The sequence below is a fragment of the Leifsonia sp. Root4 genome, from assembly GCF_001425085.1.
In the GTDB taxonomy this organism is placed as follows: Bacteria; Actinomycetota; Actinomycetes; order Actinomycetales; family Microbacteriaceae; genus Microterricola.
Map to the genome: position 1 here is coordinate 353,420 of NZ_LMDN01000001.1, position 24,073 is coordinate 377,492.

Genomic DNA, 24,073 nt, shown 5'->3' on the forward strand with positions numbered 1-24,073 from the left:
GAGGACGCAATGTCACAGCAGCTGGTCGTCGGCGCCGGACTCATCGGAGGCGCGCTCGCACGCCTGCTCGTCGCGCGCGGAGACGAGGTCGTGCTCGCCACACGGAGCGGAACCGCACTGGCCGGCGCGCGTGCGATCACCCTCGATGCGGGCAACGCCGAGGACTTCGCGGCCGCGGCGAGAGGCGCCGCCACGATCTTCCTCTGCACCAACCCGCCGTACACGCGATGGCCGACGGAGTGGCCGCCCGTCTTCGCTGCGGCGATCGAGGCGGCGAAGCAGAGCGGGGCGGCACTTGTGATCATGGGCAACCTCTACGGCTATGGGGAGCCGGACGGCCCGATGACGGAGCACTCCCCCGAGCTCACCACCGAGACGAAGGGCCGTGTGCGCCTGGCCGGCTGGCACGCCGCCCTCGCCGCGCACGAGCGCGGCGACATCCGCGCCGTCGAGGTGCGCGCGAGCGACTACTTCGGCCCGGGCGCGACGGGCACGGCACACCTCGGCGAGGCCTTCTTCCACGCCGCGCTGCGCTCGAAGAAGGCGATGGTCGTCGGTGACCCGGCGCTGCCACACAGCTGGAGCTACCTTCCCGACATCGCCGCGACGCTGATCGCCGCGGCAGATTCGACCGAGTGGGGGCGCGTCTGGCATGTGCCGAGCGGCCAGGCGCTCCCCCGAACGGTGATCATGGATCAGTTGAACAGCTACCTCGGCGGCAGCGGGCGCGTGGCCGGCTACCCGCAGTGGCTGCTCCGCGGCCTCGCCGCGGTGAACCCGATGATGCGCGAGGTTGAGGCATCCAGCTACCAGTTCCGGATGCCGTTCGTCATCGACTCCGCCGAGACGGAACGCCTGCTCGGAGTGCACGCCACCCCATGGTTTGAGGCGCTGGCGACGACCGCCGACTCCTACCGCTGAACGCGCAACCCGCTCAGCGCGCGGCGATCAGCTTGTCTGCCGCGGCGCGGGCCCACAGCTCGGCCGCGGCCAGCGACTCCCGGCTGAGCTCGCCGACGGCCTCGTGGCTGTCGACGACCATGCGCACCGTCTCGACGATGTCGGTGAAGCGGATGGCGCCGGCGTGGAATGCCTGAACGGCCTGCTCGTTCGCCGCGTTGAAGACGGCCGGGTAGCTGGAGCCGGCCCGTCCGACATGCTTCGCGAGCGCGACGGCCGGGAACACGGTGTCGTCGAGGGGTTCGAAGGTCCAGCTCTGCGCGGTCGTCCAGTCGATCGGTCGGCCGACGCCGCCAACCCGGTTCGGCCAGTCCAGCCCGAGCGAGATGGGCAGCTTCATGTCTGGCGGCGAGGCCTGGGCGATCGTCGACCCGTCGACGAATTCCACCATGGAGTGCACGATCGACTGCGGGTGCACGACAACGTCGATGCGCTCGTAGGGCACGTCGAAGAGCAGGTGAGCCTCGATGACCTCGAGCCCCTTGTTCACGAGCGTGGCCGAGTTGGTCGTGACGACGAGCCCCATGTCCCACGTCGGGTGGGCGAGAGCCTCGGCCGGGGTGACGCCGGCCAGTGATTCGGCACTGCGCCCACGGAAGGGGCCACCGGATGCCGTGACGACGAGTCTGCGCACCTCGGAGGCCCTGCCGGCTAGGAGCGCCTGTGCCAGCGCGGAGTGCTCGGAGTCGACGGGGACGATCTGACCCGGCTTCGCGATGCCGGTGACCAGCTCGCCACCGACGATGAGCGATTCCTTATTGGCCAGGGCCAAGGTGCGGCCGGTCTCCAGGGCGGCGAGCGTCGGCCCGAGGCCGACGGAGCCGGTGATGCCGTTCAGCACCACATCCGCGTCGACGCTGCGCACGAGCGCCTCGGCATCCACGGCACCGAGCGCCGTGTCGTCGACGAAGAACTCGGCGGCCTGCGCCGCGAGCATGTCGGCGTTGCTGCCGGCGGCGAGACCGACCACCTCGAAACGCTCGGGGTTCGCCCGAATCACGTCGAGGGCCTGCGTTCCAATGGAACCTGTCGAACCGAGAATGATCACCTTGCGCACGCCATCAGCCTACGGCGAGCGAGGGCGAAGGGCACCCAGGGCAGACGGAGTCGGCCGGAGCGGCCAGCGAGCTCCTCGACACTGTGCACATCCGACAAGACAAATGCCGACATCGGCATATGAATGCGCGTACTGTCGTCGAGTGACCGAAGCAGCTGAACCCGCCGTGCCCGCGACCGACAATGACGTCGCAGATGACGCCGTCGCCGCGACCAAATCGCCCGGTCTCGTCTACCTCGTCGGCCGCGGACTCATCGGAGTGGTCGCCAAGACGATCTTCCGCCCCACCATCACCGGGCGCGAGAATGTGCCGAAGACCGGCCCCGTCATCCTGGCCAGCAATCACCTGTCATTCATCGACAGCATCGTCATCCCCATCTCCGCCCCGCGTCGCGTGCAGTTCCTCGCCAAGTCGCACTACTTCACCGGCACCGGCTTCAAGGGCTGGGTGTCGCGCACCTTCTTCACCTCCATCGGCGCCGTGAGCGTCGAACGCGGCGTCGGCCAGGCCGCGCAGGCCGCGCTCGACCAGGGCAAGAAGATCCTCGAGGGCGGCAACGCCTTCGCCCTCTACCCGGAGGGCACCCGCTCGATCGACGGGCGCCTGTACCGCGGCCGCACCGGGATCGCCTGGCTCGCCCTCACGACCGGCGCGACCGTTGTGCCGGTCGGCTTGATCGGCACGGAGGAGATCCTGCCGATCGGTGCCAAGCTGCCGCGCGTGCGCAAGGTCACCGTCAAGTTCGGCGAGCCGCTCGACCTCGCCCACTACGGTGCGGCCAGCTCCGGCAAGGCCAGACGCCAGGCCACCGACGAGATCATGGCCGCCATCCACGCGCTCACCGGCCAGGAGCTCGCCGGTCAGTACAACGAGGCCCCGCCGTCTGGCACGCTCCACAAGATCGCCGACAAGGTGTTCCCGAAGGAACGCCTGTAGCCGGCGCACCCGCGGGGGTCAGCACTTTGTGAGGACGAGCCGCTAGGGTCGAGCCTGATGACTTCTCGACGGCACCTCAGCCCGCGTCCACAGCACGGGGCGAGTGGGTCACGCCAGGGGCGGATGTCGCGGCTCGGCGTCGCGCTGCTCGCCGCCCTCACCGTGGTGCTGCTCAGCGCGACCGGCACGATCGCCGCCCAGGCCGGGCAGCCGCACTCCGTTGCCGCGGCGAGCGCGGCAACGGCGGCCGCGAGCACCGCGGACGGCGCCGTCGCGTCATCCGGAATCGCGGTTCCCGGCATCGCGGCAGCCGATGCCTTCGTTCCCCGGGTCTACGGCGAGTTCGATCCCGGGCTCATCATCAGCGACGCGAACTTCTACGACAGCCTCTCGATGACCGAGGCCGAGATCCAGGACTTCCTCGAGCAACAGAAGTGCGCGCCGAAGGACGGCGTGCTGTGCCTCGCCGACTTCCGCCAGACGACGACGTCGCAGCCGGCAGAGGGCGGCCAGCACTGCGCCGCATACGAGGGAGCGCGCCGGGAGCCGGCCAGCCGGATCCTGGCGAAGGTCGCCGCCGCCTGCGGCATCAGCCCCCGCACACTGCTGGTGCTGCTGCAGAAGGAGCAGTCGCTGCTGACGCGGCCGAGCGCGTACGGCTACGAACGGGCGATGGGCTACGCCTGCCCGGACACCGCGGACTGCGACGCGCAGTACTTCGGCTTCTTCAACCAGGTCTACAACGCGGCCTGGCAGATGCGGCAGTACACCGAACAGCCGGATCGGCAGTACAAGATCGGCGCGGTTCCCGTGCAGTACCACCCCAACGCCGCGTGCGGGGCCTCGACGGTGCGCATTGAGAACCAGGCGACCGCGAACCTCTACAACTACACGCCGTATCAGCCCAACCCCGCTGCGACCGGCGACCTCGCCGGTGAGGGCGACGAGTGCTCGACGCACGGCAACCTGAACTTCTGGCTGCTCTACTCGAAGTGGTTCGGCGATCCGCAGACCGTGCCGTTCCCGGCGTTCTTCGGCGCGTGCACCAACCTCGTCGGTGGCCACGGCTGCGGCGTTCCCCGCTGGCCGCTGGCCCCGCTGCCCGCGCTCAGCTAGGTCACCCACGCTGGCGTGCGCACCCGCGCCGGCGTACGACAACTCACGCTGGCTCGAGGGAGCAGCCGAGGAACGAGGCAGCCCCGAAGCCGAGTGCCGCCGCGACGCAGGCGCGGATGCCGGTGCGCCAGTCTCCGCGGGTCCGCTCAGGGCTTCGCGTGCGTCGCTGCTCCTTCGTCGCGGCGCCGCTCGCTCAAGCCAGCGTGCGGGAAGGCGCGCACCGAACGGGTGCCTCTGCACAGTGCGAGCCCCCGCGACGGTGCGCACGCCCCCGCTCGACGGCGAGCGTCGCGCGGCACGACCACCCACGCCATCCTGAGGGTGCAAAAGCCCACGCCGGCTGAGGGAGCAGCCGAGGAACGAGGCAGCCCCGAACCCGAGTGCCACCGCGAACACAGGCGCCGCGGATGCCGGGGCAACGGTCTCCGCGGGTCCGCTCAGGGCTTCGCGTGCGTCGCTGCTCCTTCGTCGCGGCGCCGCTCGCTCAAGCCAGCGTGCGGGAAGGCGCGAAGCGGAGCGCGAAGCGGAGCGCGAAGCGGAGCGCGGAGCGCTAGGCCGCGACGGTGTCGGGTTCGTGTCCGACCGGGAAGTTGACGGAGTTGGCGATGAAGCAGAGGGCAGCCGCCTCGGCGTGCAGCGAGTTCGCGAGCTCGATCTGCGCGGCATCCGCCACGAGCACCCGCGGCCGGAGCGTCGCCGAGGTGAAACGGCCGGCGCCTGACGCCTCCGAGTGCATGGTGCCGACGGCATCGTCGCTGTAGGCCAGCACGACAACCCCGTGACGCACGGCGACGTGCAGGTACGAGAGCATGTGGCACTGACTGAGGGCGGCGAGCAGCATCTCCTCCGGGTTCCAGCGCTCGCGATCCCCGTGGAAGGTGCGGTCGGCCGAACCGGCGATGGGGTGTTTGCCCTCCGCGCTCACCTCGTGCTGGCGACCGTATTCGCGGTAGGCGCTCGTGCCGGTTCCGCGGTTGCCCTGCCACTCGACGCGCACCGCATAGTTGTGTTCGTTGTGCACCGTTTGCTCCTTCGTGCCCGCAAGGCCTCGCGATAAGCTGAACACCATCATGACTGAGACTCTCACCTCTTCCGCGCCCGCGTCGACCAGCCCAGCATTCACGGTGCCGCAGGAGCGGAAGATCGTGACGAGCATCCCGGGGCCCCGCTCGATCGAACTGCAGGAACGCCGCAACGCCGTCGTCTCCAGCGGAGTCGCCTCCGTGCTGCCCGTCTACATCGCCCAGGCGAATGGCGCGATCCTCGTCGACGTCGACGGCAACCAGTTCATCGACTTCGGTGCGGGAATCGGCGTGACCACGGTCGGCCACACGGAGGCGAGCGTCGTCGCCGCGGCATCCGAACAGCTCGGTGACGTCATCCACACCCTCTTCACCGTCACTCCATACGAGGAGTACGTGCGCGTGGCAGAGCTCCTGGCCGAACACACGCCGGGCAGCTTCGCCAAGAAGAGCGTTCTCGTCAACGCCGGCGCCGAGGCCGTGGAGAACGGCGTCAAGATCGCCCGCAAGTACACCGGCCGCCGCGGCGTCGCCGTGCTCGACCACGCGTACCACGGCCGCACGAACCTGACCATGGCCATGAACTTCAAGGCCGCGCCGTACGCGACCGGCTTCGGTCCGCTCGCCGGCGACGTCTACCACGCGCCGAGCAGCTATCCCTATCACGATGGCCTGAGCGGTGCGGATGCCGCTGCACGCACGATCGGCTACCTCGAGAAGATCATCGGCGCCTCCGAGCTCGCCTGCCTCGTCGTCGAACCGATCCAGGGCGAAGGCGGCTTCATGGTGCCGGCGGACGGATACCTCAACCTGCTCCAGGAGTGGTGCACGGCCAACGGCATCGTCTTCATCGCCGATGAGATCCAGAGCGGAATGGCCCGCACCGGCAAGTACTTCGCCAGCGAGCACTTCGGCCTCGAGCCCGATCTGATCCTGAGCGCGAAGGGCATCGCCGGCGGCCTGCCGCTGGCCGCCGTCACGGGCCGCGCCGAGATCATGGACTCCGCCCAGCCCGGCGGGCTCGGCGGAACGTTCGGCGGCAATCCCGTCGCCTGCGCCGCAGCGGTCGCTGTGTTCGAGGCGATCGAGGCGAACGATCTGCTGGCGGAGGGCGAGCGCATCGGTCGCACCCTCACGGCCGGGCTTGAGCTCCTCAAGGCCAAGTACGACGTGATCGGCGAGATCCGCGGCCGCGGCGCCATGATCGCCATCGAACTCGTTCAGCCGGGAACCGGTGACAGCAGCAAGTTGGCCAACGCCGCCGCCGTCAGCCACATCGCAAGCTACGCCGCCCAGCGCGGTGTGCTTCTGCTCACCGCAGGCACCTATGGCAGCGTGCTCCGCTTCCTGCCGAGCCTCGCCGTCTCCGATGCGCTCATCGCCGATGCCCTCGCGGTGATCGACGACGCCCTCGCCGAGCTGGCCGCGTAGCACGTGAGTACTCCAGCAACCGAAACCTTCGCCTTCGCGGATGCCGTCGAGCTCGCCGTCGTCGAGCGCAGCGGCTTCGTCGAGTCGCGCCACGGTGGCTCGGCCGTCGTTCTCGCCCCGGACGGCACCGTGCTGCGCAGCCTCGGCAACCCGGCGGCGCCCGTCTTCCCCCGGTCGACGCTGAAGCCGTTCCAGGCGATCGCGTCGATGACGAGTGGGGTCACACTGCGCGGCGAGGACGCCGCCATCGCGACCGCGAGCCACTCGGGCACCGCGCGGCACGTCGAGCTCGTCCGCGGCCTGCTGGCGCGCGCCGGCATCCCGGAGAGCGCGCTCGGCTGCCCGCCCGCCTACCCGCAGGACGTGGAAACGCGTGACGCCGTGGTGCGCTCCGGTACGGGCAAGCAGCGCATCTACATGACCTGTTCTGGCAAGCACGCCGCGATGCTGCTGGCCTGCGTCGCCAACGACTGGCCACTCGAGAGCTATCTCGACTCCGAGCACCCGTTGCAGAAGCGCGTGCTCGACGTGATCGAACGCTTCACCGGCGAGCGCCCCGTCGCCAGCGGAATCGACGGCTGCGGCACGCCGGTACACGCCATCTCGCTGCTGGCGCTCGCCCGCGGCATGCACCGCGTCGGCACCTCCACCCCCGCCTCCCCGTTCGCCATCTTCCGCGAAGCCGGCGTGCTTGCTGAGGCCGTTCGTGAGAACGGCTGGGTCGTTGCCGGCCCCGGCCAGGCGGACACCGTCGCGATCGACCGACTCGGCGTCTTCGCCAAATTCGGTGCGGAGGGCATCATGGTCATGGTCGCCCCGAACGGCACGACGGTGACGCTCAAGACTCTCGACGGCAGCCTGCGGGTCGGCACGATCGTCGCCCTGCGTCTGCTCGCGGATGCCGGCGCGCTCCAGCACCAGGCGATCGACGCGATCGAGCCGGAGCTCGGCTTGCTGCTCTCCGGCGGCGACGGCATCGTCGGCCGCATCCGGGCGAGCGTCTAGCTCGCCGGATGCAACTCGGCGGCCTCGGAGTAGGCTCTCCCTCACAGCACACCGTCGTGCTGAGAGGCAAGGAGCGACATGAGAATCGCAGTCCCCCGCGAGGTCAAGAACAACGAGTTCCGGGTGGCGATCACCCCCACCTGCGTGCACGATCTGGTCAGCCACGGCCATCAGGTCTTCGTGCAGACCCAGGCCGGTGTCGGCTCGAACATCTCGGATGCCGCCTACGAAGCCGCCGGTGCCACGATCCTCGCGGATGCAGCGGAAACCTGGGCGCGCGGTGAGCTCGTTCTCAAGGTGAAGGAGCCCGTCGCCGACGAGTACGGATTCTTCCGCCCCGGACTCGTGCTCTTCACCTATCTGCACCTGGCAGCGGAGGCGGCGCTCACGTATGCGCTGCTCGAGAGCGGGGTCACAGCCATCGCCTACGAGACCGTGCAATTGGAGAGCAGGGCGCTGCCGCTGCTGGCGCCGATGAGCGAGGTGGCCGGACGCCTGGCGCCCATCGTCGGAGCCAACGCCATGCTCAAGCCGAGCGGCGGCCCAGGTCTGCTGATCTCGGGCGTTCCCGGAACGTATCCGGCGAGCGTCACCGTGCTCGGCGGCGGCGTCGCCGGCACGAGCGCGCTACAGCTCGCGGTCGGCATGGGCGCCGACGTCACCGTGCTCGACACGAATCTGTTCCGGCTGCGCGAGCTCGATGCGCTCTACGGCGGCCGCATCCGGACGGTCGCCTCGAGCACGCTCGAGGTGGAGCGGGCCGTGATCGGAAGCGACCTGGTGATCGGCTCCGTGCTCGTGCCCGGCGCGAAAGCCCCGAAGCTCGTCAGCAACGAGCTCGTCTCGCGCATGCGGCCGGGCAGCGTGCTCGTCGACATCGCAATCGACCAGGGTGGCTGCTTCGCGGACAGCCGCCCTACCACGCACGCCGACCCCACCTTCGCCGTGCACGGATCGATCTTCTACTGCGTCGCGAACATGCCGGGTGCCGTTCCGACGACATCCACCTACGCGCTGACGAACGCGACGCTGCCCTATGTGCGCGCGCTCGCGAACCACGGCTGGCGGGAGGCCATGCGGAACGATCCCGCCCTCGCGCGCGGCCTCAACACCCACCAGGGTTCCATGATGAACGCCCCCGTTGCCTCGGCTCACGCGCTCGAAGTCCGGGAGCTCGCAGAGGTGCTCGGCTGAGGTGCTGGACTGAGGTGCTGGACTGAGGCATTCTGCAGAACGGCTCGGCTGAGCGGCTCGGCTGAGCGGCTCGACTGGGCGGCTCGACTGACCACGCGCTGCGGCGACCGGCGAGCTCAGGCGAGGCGCGCACGGCGGGCCCGGCCGTCGCGGTCGACGGCGATGACCCGCTCGCCTTCCTCGGCGCTGCGCACGAGAAGCGGCGGCAGCTCGCGCGAGCGCGAGAGCGTGCGATAGTCGGAGAGCCTGCACTCGTGGAACGCGAGCGTCGCCAGCGGTCGAAGCTCGGCGAAGAGCCCCCAGCGTGCCTGCCAGGCGTCCGGATCACCGACGATGACGAGCGGGCCGACAGGCCGCGCGCCCGGCATCCGCTCGACCGCGCTCAGCTCCTGCACCACGTCCGGCCGACCGGCGGATGCCGCCCGCTGTCTGGCGATGGCGAGTGCGCGCGACGGCAACGTCGAGACGACCAGAACGATGCCGTCGTCCAGGGCGAGCAGCGGATCGGCATGCTCCCGGTGCCCCGACCAACCCGGAGCGAGCACGCCCGTCGAGTTCGGCATCGCTGACTGCATCTCCAACCCGAGCCACTCGCCGCGTCCGGCAGGGGCGGACGCGCTCCATCCTCCGACGCGACCACCCGCGCGGAGGTGCTCGCCTTTCTCGGCCTGGCGCAGCAGCAACCTGCCGCCAAAGAGTGCGCTCTGCGTCTGCACGGCGCCCCCGAGCACGCCTGCGGCAAGCGCGATGATCAGGCCACGCCGCGGACCCTCGCGCAGCGCGAGCCCGAGAAACTCGCTCGCGGCGCTCTGGTACTCGAGCGGCCATCTGGCGAACACCGCGTCCCAGTTGTCGAACAGGATCACCCGCGGGCCGCTCGGGCCATCGCCCGCGTCTGCCGTGTCGCCGGCGACCGGGGCAGAGGAACCGGCGGCGATGGGGTCGGCGGCCGCGAGGAGCGCGTCCCAGTAGGCCTCCGGCTCCCTGCTGTCGCAGAGCTGCACCGGCACGCCACCGGCCCGCGCCTGATCGGCGATGCTGGCCAGCACGGTGCTCCGGCCGCTGCGGGCCACCCCGAGCACTAGCAGCGGTCCGTGCTCCCCCGGCCCCCAGATCGCCCTGCTCTGCCGTTGCTGTTCCGGTTCGTCGACCAGCCCCAGGGTGAACCGGATCTCCTTCGCGCTCCAGGCTTCGCCGCCCGGTCTCGTCTCGGGTGCTTCGGCGCCGCCGTCATCCCGTGCCGTGTCGATCGCGAGCATGGCGTCGAGCTCGCCGAGGCTCAGGCTGGCGGGCAACGGTGGCAGCCATGGTCGTCGTGCGGCGCCGGGGGAGCCCTCACCCTCGTCGATGCCCGTGAGCAGTGCGAGGTCGTCGGCTCTGCTGACCGCCGACTGGAACTCGATGAGGCGCCCGTCTCCGGCGTCGACTACGGCGCGGCCGGGGCGTCCAGGGGGCAGCAGTGCCGCGGCGTCGCTGCCGATCGTCGCGCGACTGTCAGCGCGGTTGTTCACGCGGAGCGAGAGACGCAGATTGCAGTTGGCGAGCAGGGCGTCGCGCACGACGCCGGCCGGCCGCTGGGTGCAAAGCACGAGGTGCATTCCAAGCGAGCGACCGCGCGCGGCAATGTCGACGAAGACGGCGTGCAGCTCGGGCGCGCTGCCGAGCATCGCCGCGAACTCGTCGACGACGATCACGAGTCGCGGCAGCCGACCGCGCATCACCTCGTCATCGATGTCGCGGGCCCGCACGGACCGCAGGGTGCGTTCGCGATGACGCAGTTCGGCGTGCAGGCTCGCCAGAGCCCGTGCAGCCTCCGCCTCGTCCAGATCGGTGAGCAGGCCGACGCAGTGCGGCAACCGGGCCAGTCCGCTGAAGGCCGCACCGCCCTTGAAGTCGACGAGCAGCACCGTGAACTCCTCCGGCGGGTACGCGGCCGCGAGCGCGACCACCCAGCTGACGAGGAGCTCACTCTTGCCGCTGCCCGTCGTGCCTCCGATGAGCGCGTGAGGGCCATGTCCGACGAGATCAAGCTCGATCGGGCCGTGGGCGGCGATCCCGAGCACGCAGCTGAGCCCGGAGCCGTGCCTGCCGAATCCGGGCACGGCGTGCAGGTTGACGCGGTCCGGCACGCGGGCCGCCGTCCCGAGTAGCCCCGCGGTCTCCGCACAGTGGATCAACGTCTCAGCGGCCAGCGCGGCCTGCTGCCTGCCGAGCAGCTCGGGAACGAGCATCGTGCCCGTCGCTCCGTCCGCCGCCCGGACCAGCCGTGCGGTGTGCGCGGAGTCCACCCGCACGATCGTGGCGCAACCGGGCGGCAGCCGCTCGACGGACTCCGCGACCACGAGCATCGCCCCGACCGGATCGTGCGCCGTCGCGACCGTTTCGGCGCTCCCCTCCCCGCCGGTTCTGTCCAGCAGTCGAAGCGCGCTCGGCCCCTGCACCGCCATGCCCGCTGCCGCGGCTGGATCGGCGGATCGTGGCACGGGGGCGCGCATGGAGCCCCGGTCCGTGCAGTGCGGCAGTCCCGCCGCCCACCGCCATTCCTGACCGGGCGGCAGAGCGAGCAGCACGGAGTCGGGGTGCACAGACCGCAGCGTCTGCAGAAGCAGTCCCCGCATCACCGCGAGCGCGAGCGCAGCCGGCCCGACGACGGCGATCCCGCCGGAGAGCGAAGCGGTGACCGGAGCATCGCTCACGGTCTCCGCGCGCTCGGCGAGCGTAAGCAGGGAGCTCAGCGCGGCCGCCCCTGCTGCGTCAAGCCCGTCGCGCTCCGGCTCTGGCAGCCGGGAGTCGAAGCGCACCGCGCTCGGGACACTGCCGGATCCCAGACAGAGCGTGCAGAGGCCGCTGCCCTGCCAGCGACCGGGGTCATCGGCCTCATCGATGATGCGCTGTGCTGTCGGCGTCTGCCGCCAGGCCTCCTCCCGCTCCTCGTGCTGTCTGGCGTCGAGCTCCGCCGAGAGCTCGGTCAGCTCGGCTGCGAAGCGCGCGGACTCCCGCCGCAGCGTGGCCGCGTTGTGGCGCCTGCCGTCGAGTAGGCCGGCGAGCGCGACGATCGGTCCGAGCGCGGCGAAGAGCAGCACGAACGGCGACTGGGTGATCGCCCAGATCGCGGTGGCCGCGAGCACCGGCGCAGCGCTGGCGATGAGCGGGAACGGAGCGCGCTGGCGCCGCCGCGGGATGGCGGGAACCGGGAGGCCCACGCCACCGGCGAACGCCGGACGAGGCTGGCGGGAGGCTGACATGCGGCCAGTCGACCATCGCGTTCGGACGCTGTCACCCCGCGCGGCCTCAGCTGTGGAGAACCGCGCGGCTCCAGCAGGCTGTGCACAACAGATGCCTCGGCGACGCAGACGCTGATCGTCAGCGACCGATCGTCAGCCGCTGGTGTTCAGCGGCAGCTTTTCCGCCGGCTCGCTCAGGCGACGACGAAGAACTGTTCGCCGATTTCCACTCGGGTGCCGCGCCCGACGAGGTAGCGTCGCCCGGCCTCGCAGACGATCTCGGTGCCATCCGGACGGCGCACGATGGTGCCGTTTCCTGATGCCCGGTCGCTGACCCAGAGCTCGCCGTCGTGCTGCCCGAACTCGAGGTGGCTCTTGGAGACGGAGCGGCCGGGGTCGGTGATCTGAAGCAGGTGGTCGAATCGTTCCTGGGCCTGCGGCAACGGCCGCCGACCGATCAGGCCGTTCCCGCTGACATCGAAGGTCTCCCCGGTGCTGAACTGCAGCATGAAACTGATGCCGGAGGCCGCACCGCGCGGTTCGCTGGGGGTGACGACGTCCTCGCGCGGTTCCTCCGCGGCGGCGAGCGGCGTTCCGGTCTCGGCGGTGGCGGAGTCCAGTGCCCCGCCGTCCAGCGAGACGCTGATGATGCCGGTGGTCTGGCGCGGCCGCAGCGACTGGATCACGGTCGTGTCGGATGGGCGGGCGTCAGCGCGCTGGCGCGACTGCGGGGTCGCACTCGTCGAGCTTCCGCATTCTCCGCAGAAGAGAGCGTCACTCGGCAGCTCAGCGCCACAGATCTGGCAGTTCACGATCGCCCTCCTTTCCGCACTCCAGCGTACCGGTCATCGGCGGGCTTCGGCGTCGCTCACCGCCAGCACGTCGACCACGATGACGGTCACGTTGTCGCGCCCGCCGTTGCCGAGCGCGGCCTCGACGAGCTGATTGACCGCGGCCTGGGGCTGCGGATTGGCGAGCAGAAAGTGCCGGATGCCGTAGTTCGTCAGCTCCTTGGTGAGCCCGTCCGAGCAGATCAGCAGGCGCATGCCCTCCTCGATCGGCAGCAGCGCGAAGTCGGGGACCGGGTCTTCGTGGAATCCGACAGCCCGGGTGATGACGTTGCCGTGCGGGTGAACGTCGGCTTCCTCGGGCGTGATGTGCCCGGCGTCGATGAGCTCCTGAACCACCGAGTGGTCCCTCGTCACCTGCTCGAGCACGCCGTGCCGCAGCACGTACACCCGCGAGTCACCGATGTTGAAAACCAGCCATGCCGGTGCACCATTGGAGACGGTGATGGCGATTCCGGTCACGGTCGTTCCGGTTCCGGTCTCGATATCGCCCGCGCTCGCGCGCATGTCATCCACGGCCAGACGCAGCGATTTCTCGATCGCGGACGGTTCGACGGAGTCGGCGCTGGCGTGCTCGGCCAGGCGTCCGACGACGGCGGCGCTGGCGATTTCACCGGCCGAGTGCCCGCCCATGCCATCGGCGACGGCGAAGATCGGCGTCTGGCCCAGATAGCTGTCCTCGTTGCCGTCCCGGCGCAGCCCGGTGTCGGTCAGGGCCGCCCACGAGAGGGTGACGTCCCTATTCGTCCCGCTCGCCATCGTCACCGTGTGGCCGGTGCGTTGCTGGCCGATCTGGATCACGTCGTGCGCCTTCGCTGCGTGGTGAATGTCGCTCCAACACTATCTCCCACGTGCCCACCCATCCTCGGCCGGGTCGAGCAGCTCCACCACGACGCCGTCGCCGAGCAGAATCCGGCTGCCCGACGGGATCACGGTTGCCACCATGGCCCGCAGGCGCAGTTGCGATCCGTCCGGCAGTTCCACGAGCGTCCCGTTCGTCGATTTCAGGTCCGTCACAACGACCTCGTCGTCGTGTTGGCTGACGAGGGCGTGGGTCGCCGACACCTCCTGCGCCGGCGACGGCACCGTGACGAGTCGCGCCGTGCTGTGGGTGAGCGGCGTGGCGCGCGGTCGCCGCCCGATGTAACTCTCCGCATCGAGCGTGAAGACCTCGCCTGCGACCCGCATCCTGTGCAGCCTCGCCGCCCGCAATCCATCGGGCAGCAACTGTGCACCGCCCGCCTGCTCGCCTTCCTCGCCCGGCACACCGAGCACGAGGTCGAGGCGTTGCCCACTGAGCGCTGTGCCCTGTTGCGCGCCGCCCTGCTCTGCCCATTGCCCGTCGCCGTCGACGCTGGCACTCGCCCCGGGCGGCGGCAGCTCCGATGCGGCGATCGCCCCGGCATCCGCGACCGAGAACGAGAGCGCGGTCACCTCGCGGAAGTCGGCGAGCAGCCACGGCCGGATGCCACGACTCTCGTGCCGCCGCGAGCCGCCCGGCCCGAACACGTCGACGCTGGCACGGCCACGCACGATCACGCTCGCGGTCGTGTCCGCGCCGGATGCGCCTCTGGGCGTGGCCACCAGCTCGACGACGGCAAAGTCCTCGACCGCGTGTTCGCCGCCGAGCGGAACCGCCCCGACAACGCGTTCCAGCGTCGTCGTGGCATCCTCCCGCAGCCGCAGCAGTGCATGCACGACGGCCGGATCGGTGCTCGCAGGAACCGCGGCCACCCAATTCATGGCGATGACGTAGCGCCAGAGCGCGGCCGGATCACGTCCGGGTGCGGCGGGAACCGCCCGCCACCGAGGAGCACTCATCCCGCTGGTCCTCCCGTGCCCGTCCGATCAACCGGCCTCAGCCGATGCAGCTCATCACCCGCGTGTTGAGCGTGTAGTCCTCGAAACGATACATCGAGAGCTCCTTCCCGGAGTCGGATTGCGTGAATCCGCCACGCGGCATCTCGGTGACGCTCGGCAGTTGGGGGCCACTGGGAAGGCGCGGGACCGGGTGGCGATTTCGATTGATTCCGTCGAAGAATCGACTGAGAACCACGGAATCCCTTGCTGAAGCGGCATCTCACTGACAGAATCAAGCCATGAACACGCTGGGTCGCGTAGCTCCGGTCAAGCCTGTGCAGTTGGACGATGTGTCGAAAGCCATCATCGAACAGCTCCAGGTGGATGGCCGGCGCAGTTATGCCGAAATCGGAAAAGCGGTCGGTCTCAGTGAGGCGGCCGTGCGACAACGGGTGCAGAAGCTGACGGATGCCGGAGCGATGCAGGTCGTCGCCGTGACCGATCCGATGCAACTGGGCTTCTACCGCCAGGCCATGATCGGCATCCGGGCGAGCGGCGACACCCGCGAGCTGGCCGATGCCGTCGCCGCGATTCCCGCCGTCGACTACGTCGTCCTCACGGCAGGCAGCTTCGATCTCCTGGTCGAGGTGGTCTGCGAGGACGACGAGGAGCTGATCACGCTCCTGAACACCCAGATCCGTACGCTCGAGGGCGTCACGAGCACTGAGACATTTGTCTATCTCCGACTTCACAAGCAGTTGTACAACTGGGGAACGCGGTAAAACATGAGCAACTCACCTCGCGCACAGCTCAGCGAAGAATCGCTGCAGCAGAAGGCCAAGGACCACCTCTGGATGCACTTCACCCGCCAGTCGAGCATGGAGAGCGGCGGTGTTCCCATCATCACGAAGGGCGACGGCCACCACATCTGGGATTCGCGCGGCCGGAAGTACATCGACGGTCTCTCCGGGCTCTTTGTCGTGAATGCCGGCCACGGGCGCAAGCGTCTGGCCGAGGCCGCGGCCAAGCAGGCGGAGGAGCTGGCGTTCTTCCCGATCTGGTCCTACGCGCACCCATCCGCGATCGAGTTGGCCGACCGACTGGCCGACTACGCGCCGGGCGACCTCAACCGCGTGTTCTTCTCCACCGGTGGCGGCGAGGCCGTCGAGACGGCCTTCAAGCTCGCCAAGCAGTACTGGAAGCTTCAGGGCCGTCCCATGAAGCACAAGGTCATCTCCCGCGCCGTCGCGTACCACGGCACGCCGCAGGGAGCGCTCGCGATCACCGGCATCCCGGCCATGAAGGAGATGTTCGAGCCGCTCACCCCCGGCGGACTCCGGGTTCCGAACACGAACTTCTACCGCGCGGCCGAGGTCGGGGCGCCGAGCGCAGACCTCGAGCAGTTCGGCGTCTGGGCGGCGAACCGCATCGAGGAGATGATCCAGTTCGAGGGCCCGGAGACCGTCGCGGCCGTGTTCCTGGAACCGGTGCAGAACTCGGGCGGATGCTTCCCGCCCCCTCCCGGCTACTTCCAGCGCGTGCGCGAGATCTGCGACAAGTACGACGTGCTCCTCGTCAGCGACGAGGTGATCTGCGCCTTCGGCCGGATCGGACACATGTTCGCGTGTGAGCAGTACGGCTACGTTCCCGACATGATCACCTGCGCGAAGGGCATGACGAGCGGCTACTCGCCGATCGGCGCGACGATCGTCAGCGACAAGGTCTACGAGCCGTTCTCCAAGGGCGACACGACCTTCTACCACGGCTACACCTTCGGTGGTCATCCCGTCTCTGCCGCCGTGGCGCTGGAGAACCTCGACATCTTCGAGGAGGAGAAACTCAACGAGAACGTCCGGGAGAACTCCCCGCTGTTCCGGGCATCTCTCGAGACGCTGCTCGACCTGCCCATCGTCGGCGATGTGCGCGGCGACGGGTACTTCTTCGGCATCGAACTGGTCAAGGACAAGGCGACCCGCGAGACATTCAACGACGAGGAGTCGGAGCGGCTGCTGCGCGGATTCCTCTCCAAGGGCCTCTACGACGCCGGGCTGTACTGCCGGGCGGATGACCGCGGCGATCCCGTCGTGCAGCTCGCCCCGCCGCTCACCATCGGCCCCAAGGAATTCACCGAGATCACCGAGATTCTGCGCGGGGTTCTGAGCGAGGCATGGTCGCGGCTCTGAGGCTCGATGCGGCCCAGCCGCTCAGCTTCTGGTTCGACGCGCTGCTGGAGAGCGGCGCAGACGATCTGCGCCCGCGACCGGCCCTTGCCCGCAATGCACGCTTCGACGTGTGCATCGTCGGCGGCGGGCTCACCGGGCTGTGGACCGCCTACTACCTGGCCAAGGCGGATCCGAGTCTCAACATCGCCGTGCTCGAGAAGCACATCGCCGGATTCGGGGCGTCCGGCCGCAACGGCGGTTGGTGCTCTGCGCTGTTCCCGAGCTCGGCCGCCTCGCTGGAGCGCACGCACGGCCGCGATGCGGCCATCGCCATGCGGAAGGCGATGATCGACACCGTCGATGAGGTCAGCCGGGTCACCGGCGATGAGGGGATCGACTGCGACTTCGTGCGCGGCGGCACCGTGACCTTCGCGCGGAACCAGCCGCAGTTCGCGGCGGCATCCGCCGACGTCAGCGAAGCGGCCGAGTTCGGTGTCGACGAGTTGGAGCTCTGGGATGGCGAGCAGGTGGCCGAGCGCTTCGGTGCGAGCGGTGTCGGCGGCGGCTCGCCCCTCGGCGCGGTCTTCGACCCCGCCTGTGCCCGGCTCCAGCCCGCCAAGCTGGTGCGTGGACTGGCCACGGTGGTCGAGGGACTCGGCGTGCACATCTTCGAGAACACCGAGGTCACCAACTGGTTCGCCCGGCGCGTGCGCTTCCGCAGCCAGAGCGCGAATGGGGACGTCGTCGACGGGGCGGTCTCTGCCACCCACATCGTCATCGCCGTCGAAGGCTACGGGGCGTCGCTGCCCCGGGTCGGCCGGCACATCCTCCCGCTGTACTCCCTCATGATCGCCACGGAGCCACTCAGCGAGGAGCTGTGGCGCGAGATCGGCATCGAGCACGGGCAGACGTTCGGTGACTACCGCCACCTCATCGTGTACGGGCAGCGCACGGCAGACAACCGCATCGCCTTCGGTGGCCGCGGCGCCCGTTACCACTGGGGCAGCGCGATCCGGCCGGAGTACGATCGCGACCCCCGCGTGTTCTCGCACCTGCAGAAGGCCCCCGTCGAGCTCTTCCCCGCCGTCGCGGATGCCGCCATCACACACCGCTGGGGCGGCGCGCTCGGAGTGAACCGGGATTGGCGGGCGACGGCGAGCTTCAACCCGAAGACCGGGGTCGCACTCGCCGGAGGCTACGTCGGCGACGGGCTCAGCACGACGAACCTCGCCGGGCGCACCCTCAGCGCTCTGATCCGGGATGAGCGCGGCCCGCTCACCGAGCTGCCGTGGGTCAACCACCGCTCCCCGCAATGGGAGCCGGAACCGCTGCGCTTCGTCGGCGCAAACCTCGGCCTGCTCGCCACGGGCCTCGCCGATTCCGAGGAGCGGCTCACCAAACGACCATCCGTGGCCGCGAAGCTGATGGGCCCGTTGCTCGGGCACTGACGCCCCGCCAATCGCGCTTTCGTGCGCAGGCCTCCCCCATTCGGGGCCACTCTGCCCCTACACTCACAACCATGACTACACCAGCGCCCAGCGCCCCGACCCCCTACATCCCGGCTGAGCCGCAGACCGCCGGCATCCCGCCGCTGTGGGCGCCCTACTACGGCGCACCGTTCTCCGCCGCATTCACCCGTTTCTGGAAGAAGTACGCGACGTTCGCCGGTCGCGCCAGCCGCAGCGAGTACTGGAAGTGGGTGCTCATCCAGCTGCTCATCACCACGATCCTCGGCCTGCTCACGCTGTTCCTGGCCCTCTCGGGTTCGAGCGTCGACACCACGACCGGCACCACGACCCCCGGCCCGATGTTCGGCCTCGGCGCCGCGCTCCTCGGCATCTGGTACATCGCCACGGTCATCCCCAGCATCTCGCTCGGCGTGCGCCGCCTGCACGACATCAACCAGAGCGGCTGGATGTACCTGCTCAACCTGATCCCGTCGATCGGCTCGCTCATCATCCTCGTCCTCGCTGTGCTGCCCGCCGACCCGCGCGGCGCGCGCTTCGACCAGCAGAACGCCTAGTCGAGGTCTCGGCGGTGCGGCCATCGGGCCGCGCCGCCGAATCTCCGAGCTGCACCGGCACGGCGAAAGCCCAGTCCGGCAGGCGGCCGATCGCGAGCATCGTCTCGAGGATGTCGGCCAAGCCGTAACCGGGGTCGATCGCCAGCGCCATCTCGACGAAGACGGCCGCGCGGCTGCTGCGCCCGAGTGCCCAGTTGAGCCAGGCCAGCATGCACAGCGCAGGCGGTTTGCAGCGGCGGGGCGCCCGGGCGAGCAACTCCAGGAGCAACTCGATCGCCGCCTCGATCCGCTCCGGATCCGGCCGTGGCCCCTCGCCCCAGAACAGTGCGGCACTCTCCCGCCCAGCACCGGGTTCGCCGGCGGCGAAGCGCAGGTTCTCCCGCTCGGCCCTCGCACCGGCCTCCACCCCGAACGCCCAGTGGATCAGCAGCATGTCCCGCGTCGGCGGGCCCTGCATCGCGAAGAGCAGCGCGGCAGCGTCCAGCTCGCTCACCGTCTCGGCCGGGCAGCACAGGCTCATCTCGGCGACGGCCGGCAGCTCCAGCAGCGCGGCGAGCTCCGCCGAGGGCTCCCCGAGCGTCGCCGGGTCGCTTGCCATCGTCCGGAAGCGGTTGATCAACCGCCCCATCCGCTGCCTGGTGGCGAGGTCGGCCGTGCCGCTGCGCGGATCGGGCCCGCGCTGATCGTGCAGTGCCCGGTTCGCAGGCGCGCCGCGCGGGCGTTCGGCCGCGAGCTGCGCACTGACCGCTGAATCGGCTATCAGCGCCAGCGAGTGCCCGCCCGGCGGCACGGCCGTGTCGAGGTAGGAGGCCCAGCCGTCCGACGCGACACAGAGCGCATCCCGCACGAGGAATCCCGACTCCTCCGCATGGAAGAGGAGCGCGTTCATCGCCTCGCCGTGCGGCGGAACGCTGCCGCCCTCGAAGCGGGCCGTGGTGTACACGAGCGGCACGACGGCATCCGCCTCGGGGATCTTGCAGAGCAGCCCGATCAACGAGGATGCCACCGCCCCGAGCACGTCGGCGTCGGTGGTCCGCGGCAGATCCGCCCGCAGCGCGCCGCAGCTGCGTTTGCCGCGGAACGCAACGAGCACGAGGCTCTCGACGGGCCGGAATCCTGCCAACTCGGGCACCAGGGCGAGGAAGTCCTGCGCGTCGCTGGCCGTGATGATTGTTGTCATGCGGCGAGTCTGCGCCGCGACGCGGCCCGGCGCCGACCCGGTTACCCGGCTGTGCACAACACACGGGCCGCACCCGCCTGTGCAGGAGAGGCCACCGCGCGATCCCGCGGCCGCGACGCGCGGAAGCCCCGGGGCTGCCCGCCTAGGCCGCGCCCTCCTGGTTGTCATGAACACGCGCGGTGTCGTCCTGCTCCAACAGCGTCTCCACCGCGAGCAGTTCGGCCTCCTCGATCGCCGGCGCCTCGAACTGCGCGTTGTACAGCCGGTAGTAGGCGCCGCCCTGCTCGAGCAGGCCGCTGTGGGTGCCCTGTTCGACGATGTGCCCGTTCTCCATGACGACGATCAGGTCGGCGTCGCGGATCGTCGACAGCCGGTGCGCGATGACGAAGCTCGTCCTGTCGCTGCGCAGCGCGCTCATCGCCTTCTGCACGAGCAGCTCGGTGCGTGTGTCGACGGAGCTGGTCGCCTCGTCAAGGATCAGCACGCTCGGCTGGGCGAGGAAGGCACGCGCGATCGTGATCAGCTGCTTCTCGCCCGCGCTGATGTTGCCCGCCTCGTCGTCCAACACGGTGTCATAGCCGTCGGGAAGCGAGCGCACGAAACGGTCGACGTAGGTGGCCTTCGCCGCGGCGAGGATCTCCTCCTCCGTCGCACCGGAGCGGCCGTAGGCGATGTTGTCGCGGATCGTTCCGCCGAACAGCCACGTGTCCTGCAACACCATGCCCATGCGTCCACGGAGGTCAGCACGGGTCATCGCGCTGATGTCGACGCCGTCCAGTGTGATGCGACCGGAATTCAGCTCGTAGAAGCGCATGATCAGGTTGACGAGGGTCGTCTTGCCCGCTCCCGTCGGACCGACGATCGCAATCGTGTGACCGGGCTCCGCGACGAGGTTGAGGTGCTCGATCAGCGGCTTGTCCTCCGCGTAGCGGAACGTGACATCGTCGAAGACGAGGCGACCGCTGCCTTCGGCCTTCAGCGGTGCGGATGCCGGCGCCGCGGCATCCGGCGACTGCTCATCGGCGTCGAGCAACTCGAACACCCGCTCGGCGGACGCGACGCCGGACTGCAGCAGATTCGCCATCGAACCGAGCTGGCTGAGCGGTTGCGTGAACTGCCGCGAGTACTGGATGAACGCCTGTACGTCACCGAGGAGCATCTGACCGCTCGCCACCATGAGCCCACCGATCACGGCGATGGCGACGTAGACGAGGTTTCCCACGAACATCATGGCCGGCATGATGATTCCGGAGACGAATTGGGCGCCGAAGCTCGCCCCGTAGAGCTGCTCGTTCTTGGCGGTGAACTCGGCGTTCGTCTCCTTCTGGCGACCGAAGACCTTGACCAGTGAGTGCCCGGTGAAGGTTTCCTCGATGCGCGCGTTCAGCTCTCCCGTGTGCTTCCACTGCGAGACGAAGAGCTTCTGCGATCGCTTGCCGATGATCACGGTGATCAGAACGGTCAGCGGGATCGTGACGAGTGCGACCCCGGCCAGCACCGGCGAGATGCTGAACATCATGATGACGACACCGATCACGGTGAGGATCGACGTCAGCGCCTGGCTCAAGGTCTGTTGCAGGCTCTGCGACACGTTGTCGATGTCGTTCGTCACCCGGCTGAGCAGCTCACCGCGCTGCATCTTGTCGAAGTAGCTCAGCGGCAGCGCGTTCAGCTTCGTCTCGATGTCTTCGCGGAGGCGGTAGATCGTGCGCTGCACGCTGCCGTTCAGCACGAATCCCTGCAGCCACATGAAGACGGATGCCAGCACATACAGCGCGAGCACGCCGAGCAGCACCGCGCCGAGGGCCGCGAAGTCGATGCCCGCGCCCGGTGTCAGCTGCATCGGCTCGATCATGTCGGCGAGCTGGTCCTGCCCGGTTGCGCGCAGCTCGGCGATCACCTCCGCCTTGCTCGCACCGGCGGGCATCTGCGCGGAGATGGCACCGGAGAAGATGATGTTCGTTCCCTCGCCGAGCAGCTTCGGGCCGAGCACGCTGAAGATCACACCGATGACGGCGAGGATCGTGACCGAGATGATCTGGAACCACTCCGGCCGCAGGCGCCCCATCAGCCGCTTCAGCGAGGTTCCGAAGTTCTTGGGCTTCTCGACGGGGGCTCCGCCGCCGCCCATCGGGCCTCTGCCGCCCATCGGGCCGCGCTGCGGGGCTGGCTGGGCCGGCGTGCTGCCCGTGCTCGTCTCGTTCGCCGCGTCCTCGGTCGTGCTCATGCTGCCTCCTCCGCGGTGAGCTGCGAGGAGACGATCTCCGCATAGGTTTCCGAGCTCGCCAGCAGCTCGTCATGGCTGCCGCGTCCGACGATCTCCCCGTCCTCGAGCACGAGGATCTGATCGGCGTCGATGATCGTCGACACCCGCTGGGCCACGATGAAGAGCGTCGCGTCGCCGATGTCGGCCCGCAGCGCACGCCGCAGATTCGCATCCGTGGTCAGGTCGAGGGCCGAGAACGAGTCGTCGAAGATGTAGATGGCCGGCCGTTTCACGAGCGCCCTGGCGATGGCCAGTCGTTGCCGCTGCCCACCGGAGACGTTCGTTCCGCCCTGGCTGATCGGGGCGTCGAGGCCGCCGGGCATCGCCGCGACGAAGTCGCGCGCCTGCGCCACCTCGAGGGCGTGCCACAGCTCGGTGTCTGAGGCGTCGCTCTTGCCGTAGCGCAGGTTGCTTGCGACGGTTCCGGAGAACAGGTAGGGCTTCTGCGGCACCAGGCCGATGTGCGCCCAGAGCAGTTCAGGGTCGATGTCGCGCACATCGACGCCGTCGACCTTCACGCTGCCCTCCGTGGCGTCGAAGAGTCGGGGAAGCAGGTTGACCAGCGTCGTCTTGCCCGAGCCGGTGCTGCCGATGACCGCGGTCGTCGTTCCCGGCTCCGTGCGGAAGTCGAGAGCGGTGAGCACGGGCTGCTCCGCGCCCGGGTAGGAGAAGGAGACGCCGTCGAATTCGATGGAGCCGATGCCGTGCAGAGTGACGACGGGGTTGCTCGGCGGCCGCACGCTCGGCTCTGTGCCCAGCACCTCCTGGATGCGGTCGGCGCAGACGGCGGCGCGCGGGATCATCACGGCCATGAATGTCGCCATCATCACGGCCATCAGAATCTGCATCAGGTAACTGAGGAAGGCCGTGAGCGTTCCGACCTGCATCGAGCCGTCCTCGATGCGGAACGCACCGAACCAGAGCACGGCGATGCTCGAGAGGTTGAGCACGAGCATGACGACGGGGAACATCAGCGCCATCAGGCGCCCCGTGCGCAACGCCGTGTCGGTGAGTTCGGCGTTCGCGCCCGCGAAGCGCTCGGTCTCGATCGGTTCGCGCACGAAGGCGCGGATGACGCGGATGCCGGTGAGCTGCTCGCGCAGCACGGTGTTGACGCGGTCGACGCGCTTCTGCATCGAACGGAACAGCGGCACCATCCGCCAGATGATGAGCCCGACGGCGATCAGCAGCACGGGAACGGCCACGGCGATCAGCCAGGACAGTTGGAGGTCCTGCTGCATGGCCATGATGATGCCGCCGATGCAGAGCATGGGAGCGCTGACCATCATCGTGCAGGTCATCAGCACGAGCATCTGCACCTGCTGCACGTCGTTGGTGGAGCGGGTGATCAGCGAGGGTGCGCCGAATCTGGCCACCTCCCGCTCGGAGAACTCGCCGACCTTCTCGAACACGCCCGTGCGGAGGTCACGGCCGAGCGCCATGGCCGCCCGCGCCCCGAAGTAGACGGCCACGATCGAACAGACGACCTGGCCGAGTGTGATCAGCAGCATCCAGGCGCCGGTGGAGAGGATGTATGCGGTGTCGCCCGTTGCGACGCCCTGGTCGATGATGTCGGCGTTCAGCGTCGGCAGGTAGAGCGACGCGATCGATTGCGCGAGCTGGAAGACCACGACCCCGACGAGGAGCCAGCGATAGGGCTTGAGGTAGCGCCAGACCAACGGAAGCAGCATGAGTCTCCTCAGAATCGTGCGCGATCCGGGAGCCGGTTGACCGCGACGGCCCGATCGCCATCGTTCTCGCCCTCGATCACTCGTCGAGCCTAACCGAGCGGTCGCGCGCTGCGGCGCCTTTCCCGTTCGCCTCTGGTGAACGCAGATCCGGTTGGCG

20 protein-coding genes are annotated in these 24,073 nt (G+C 69.3%); 10 read left to right on the top strand and 10 right to left on the bottom strand.

Features of this window, described 5'->3' with window-relative positions:
• The first annotated feature begins 9 nt into the window (after positions 1 to 9).
• Complete coding sequence (locus tag ASC66_RS01710; RefSeq protein ID WP_055833828.1) at positions 10 to 921, top strand: NAD-dependent epimerase/dehydratase family protein; 912 nt, start codon at positions 10 to 12, stop codon at positions 919 to 921.
• 13 nt (positions 922 to 934) lie between these two features.
• Here the strand turns inward: ASC66_RS01710 and ASC66_RS01715 are convergent, their stop codons facing one another.
• A complete protein-coding gene (locus ASC66_RS01715; protein ID WP_055833831.1) occupies positions 935 to 2,017 on the bottom strand; it encodes a 1-deoxy-D-xylulose-5-phosphate reductoisomerase in 1,083 nt (360 codons plus the stop codon).
• Positions 2,018 to 2,159: 142 nt separating this feature from the next.
• Between ASC66_RS01715 and ASC66_RS01720 the strand changes: the two genes are divergently transcribed.
• Together ASC66_RS01720 and ASC66_RS01725 are read left to right on the top strand one after the other, a co-directional pair.
• The gene (locus ASC66_RS01720; RefSeq protein ID WP_055833834.1) at positions 2,160 to 2,954 is read left to right on the top strand and encodes a lysophospholipid acyltransferase family protein; all 795 of its coding nucleotides are present in this window, start codon (positions 2,160 to 2,162) and stop codon (positions 2,952 to 2,954) included.
• 57 nt (positions 2,955 to 3,011) lie between these two features.
• Entirely contained in the window at positions 3,012 to 4,070 is a 1,059-nt protein-coding gene (locus ASC66_RS01725) for a LasA N-terminal domain-containing protein (RefSeq protein ID WP_157509598.1), read from the top strand.
• A 550-nt stretch (positions 4,071 to 4,620) separates the two neighbouring features.
• Here ASC66_RS01725 and ASC66_RS01730 read toward each other — a convergent pair.
• Complete coding sequence (locus ASC66_RS01730; protein WP_157509599.1) at positions 4,621 to 5,091, bottom strand: OsmC family protein; 471 nt, start codon at positions 5,089 to 5,091, stop codon at positions 4,621 to 4,623.
• Positions 5,092 to 5,140: 49 nt separating this feature from the next.
• On the opposite strand from ASC66_RS01730, the gene gabT reads away from it, so the two are divergent.
• From gabT to ald, 3 genes are all read left to right on the top strand, one after another.
• On the top strand, positions 5,141 to 6,523 hold the full coding sequence (gabT, locus tag ASC66_RS01735; RefSeq protein WP_055833840.1) for a 4-aminobutyrate--2-oxoglutarate transaminase: 1,383 nt from the start codon (positions 5,141 to 5,143) through the stop codon (positions 6,521 to 6,523).
• Between the two features lie 3 nt (positions 6,524 to 6,526).
• Complete coding sequence (locus ASC66_RS01740) at positions 6,527 to 7,528, top strand: asparaginase (RefSeq protein WP_055833843.1); 1,002 nt, start codon at positions 6,527 to 6,529, stop codon at positions 7,526 to 7,528.
• A 78-nt stretch (positions 7,529 to 7,606) separates the two neighbouring features.
• The gene (gene ald, locus ASC66_RS01745; RefSeq protein ID WP_055833846.1) at positions 7,607 to 8,722 is read left to right on the top strand and encodes an alanine dehydrogenase; all 1,116 of its coding nucleotides are present in this window, start codon (positions 7,607 to 7,609) and stop codon (positions 8,720 to 8,722) included.
• A gap of 116 nt (positions 8,723 to 8,838) precedes the next feature.
• Here ald and ASC66_RS01750 read toward each other — a convergent pair whose 3' ends face one another.
• From ASC66_RS01750 to ASC66_RS18255, 5 genes are all read right to left on the bottom strand, one after another.
• Complete coding sequence (locus ASC66_RS01750; protein WP_055833849.1) at positions 8,839 to 11,967, bottom strand: FtsK/SpoIIIE domain-containing protein; 3,129 nt, start codon at positions 11,965 to 11,967, stop codon at positions 8,839 to 8,841.
• A 173-nt stretch (positions 11,968 to 12,140) separates the two neighbouring features.
• Entirely contained in the window at positions 12,141 to 12,758 is a 618-nt protein-coding gene (locus ASC66_RS01755) for a double zinc ribbon and FHA domain-containing protein (protein ID WP_055833852.1), read from the bottom strand.
• Between the two features lie 33 nt (positions 12,759 to 12,791).
• A complete protein-coding gene (locus ASC66_RS01760; RefSeq protein WP_055833855.1) occupies positions 12,792 to 13,595 on the bottom strand; it encodes a PP2C family protein-serine/threonine phosphatase in 804 nt (267 codons plus the stop codon).
• 39 nt (positions 13,596 to 13,634) lie between these two features.
• Positions 13,635 to 14,615 carry an FHA domain-containing protein gene (locus tag ASC66_RS01765; protein WP_055833859.1) on the bottom strand — a complete coding sequence of 327 codons (981 nt, stop codon included), beginning with the start codon at positions 14,613 to 14,615 and terminating at the stop codon, positions 13,635 to 13,637.
• Between the two features lie 37 nt (positions 14,616 to 14,652).
• Positions 14,653 to 14,850: a hypothetical protein gene (locus ASC66_RS18255; protein WP_055833862.1), complete on the bottom strand. Its 198-nt coding sequence runs from the start codon at positions 14,848 to 14,850 to the stop codon at positions 14,653 to 14,655.
• Positions 14,851 to 14,893: 43 nt separating this feature from the next.
• Between ASC66_RS18255 and ASC66_RS01775 the strand changes: the two genes are divergently transcribed.
• The 4 genes from ASC66_RS01775 (at position 14,894) to ASC66_RS01790 (ending at position 18,779) form a co-directional block, all read left to right on the top strand.
• Positions 14,894 to 15,376: an Lrp/AsnC family transcriptional regulator gene (locus ASC66_RS01775; RefSeq protein WP_055833866.1), complete on the top strand. Its 483-nt coding sequence runs from the start codon at positions 14,894 to 14,896 to the stop codon at positions 15,374 to 15,376.
• A 3-nt stretch (positions 15,377 to 15,379) separates the two neighbouring features.
• Positions 15,380 to 16,777: an aspartate aminotransferase family protein gene (locus tag ASC66_RS01780; RefSeq protein ID WP_055833869.1), complete on the top strand. Its 1,398-nt coding sequence runs from the start codon at positions 15,380 to 15,382 to the stop codon at positions 16,775 to 16,777.
• A complete protein-coding gene (locus ASC66_RS01785; RefSeq protein WP_055833872.1) occupies positions 16,762 to 18,204 on the top strand; it encodes an NAD(P)/FAD-dependent oxidoreductase in 1,443 nt (480 codons plus the stop codon). Before ASC66_RS01780 ends, ASC66_RS01785 begins: the two co-directional genes overlap by 16 nt.
• Positions 18,205 to 18,275: 71 nt before the next feature.
• Positions 18,276 to 18,779: a DUF805 domain-containing protein gene (locus ASC66_RS01790; RefSeq protein WP_055833875.1), complete on the top strand. Its 504-nt coding sequence runs from the start codon at positions 18,276 to 18,278 to the stop codon at positions 18,777 to 18,779.
• On the opposite strand, the gene ASC66_RS01795 is transcribed toward ASC66_RS01790, so the two are convergent.
• The 3 genes from ASC66_RS01795 to ASC66_RS01805 form a co-directional block, all read right to left on the bottom strand.
• Complete coding sequence (locus ASC66_RS01795) at positions 18,712 to 19,959, bottom strand: DUF4192 family protein (protein WP_055833877.1); 1,248 nt, start codon at positions 19,957 to 19,959, stop codon at positions 18,712 to 18,714. The genes ASC66_RS01790 and ASC66_RS01795 overlap by 68 nt on opposite strands.
• Positions 19,960 to 20,101: 142 nt before the next feature.
• Positions 20,102 to 22,186 carry an ABC transporter ATP-binding protein gene (locus ASC66_RS01800; RefSeq protein ID WP_082491940.1) on the bottom strand — a complete coding sequence of 695 codons (2,085 nt, stop codon included), beginning with the start codon at positions 22,184 to 22,186 and terminating at the stop codon, positions 20,102 to 20,104.
• Positions 22,183 to 23,916 (bottom strand): ABC transporter ATP-binding protein, encoded by a 1,734-nt coding sequence (locus tag ASC66_RS01805; RefSeq protein WP_055833880.1) that lies wholly within the window; start codon positions 23,914 to 23,916, stop codon positions 22,183 to 22,185. Before ASC66_RS01805 ends, ASC66_RS01800 begins: the two co-directional genes overlap by 4 nt.
• Positions 23,917 to 24,073: the final 157 nt, after the last annotated feature.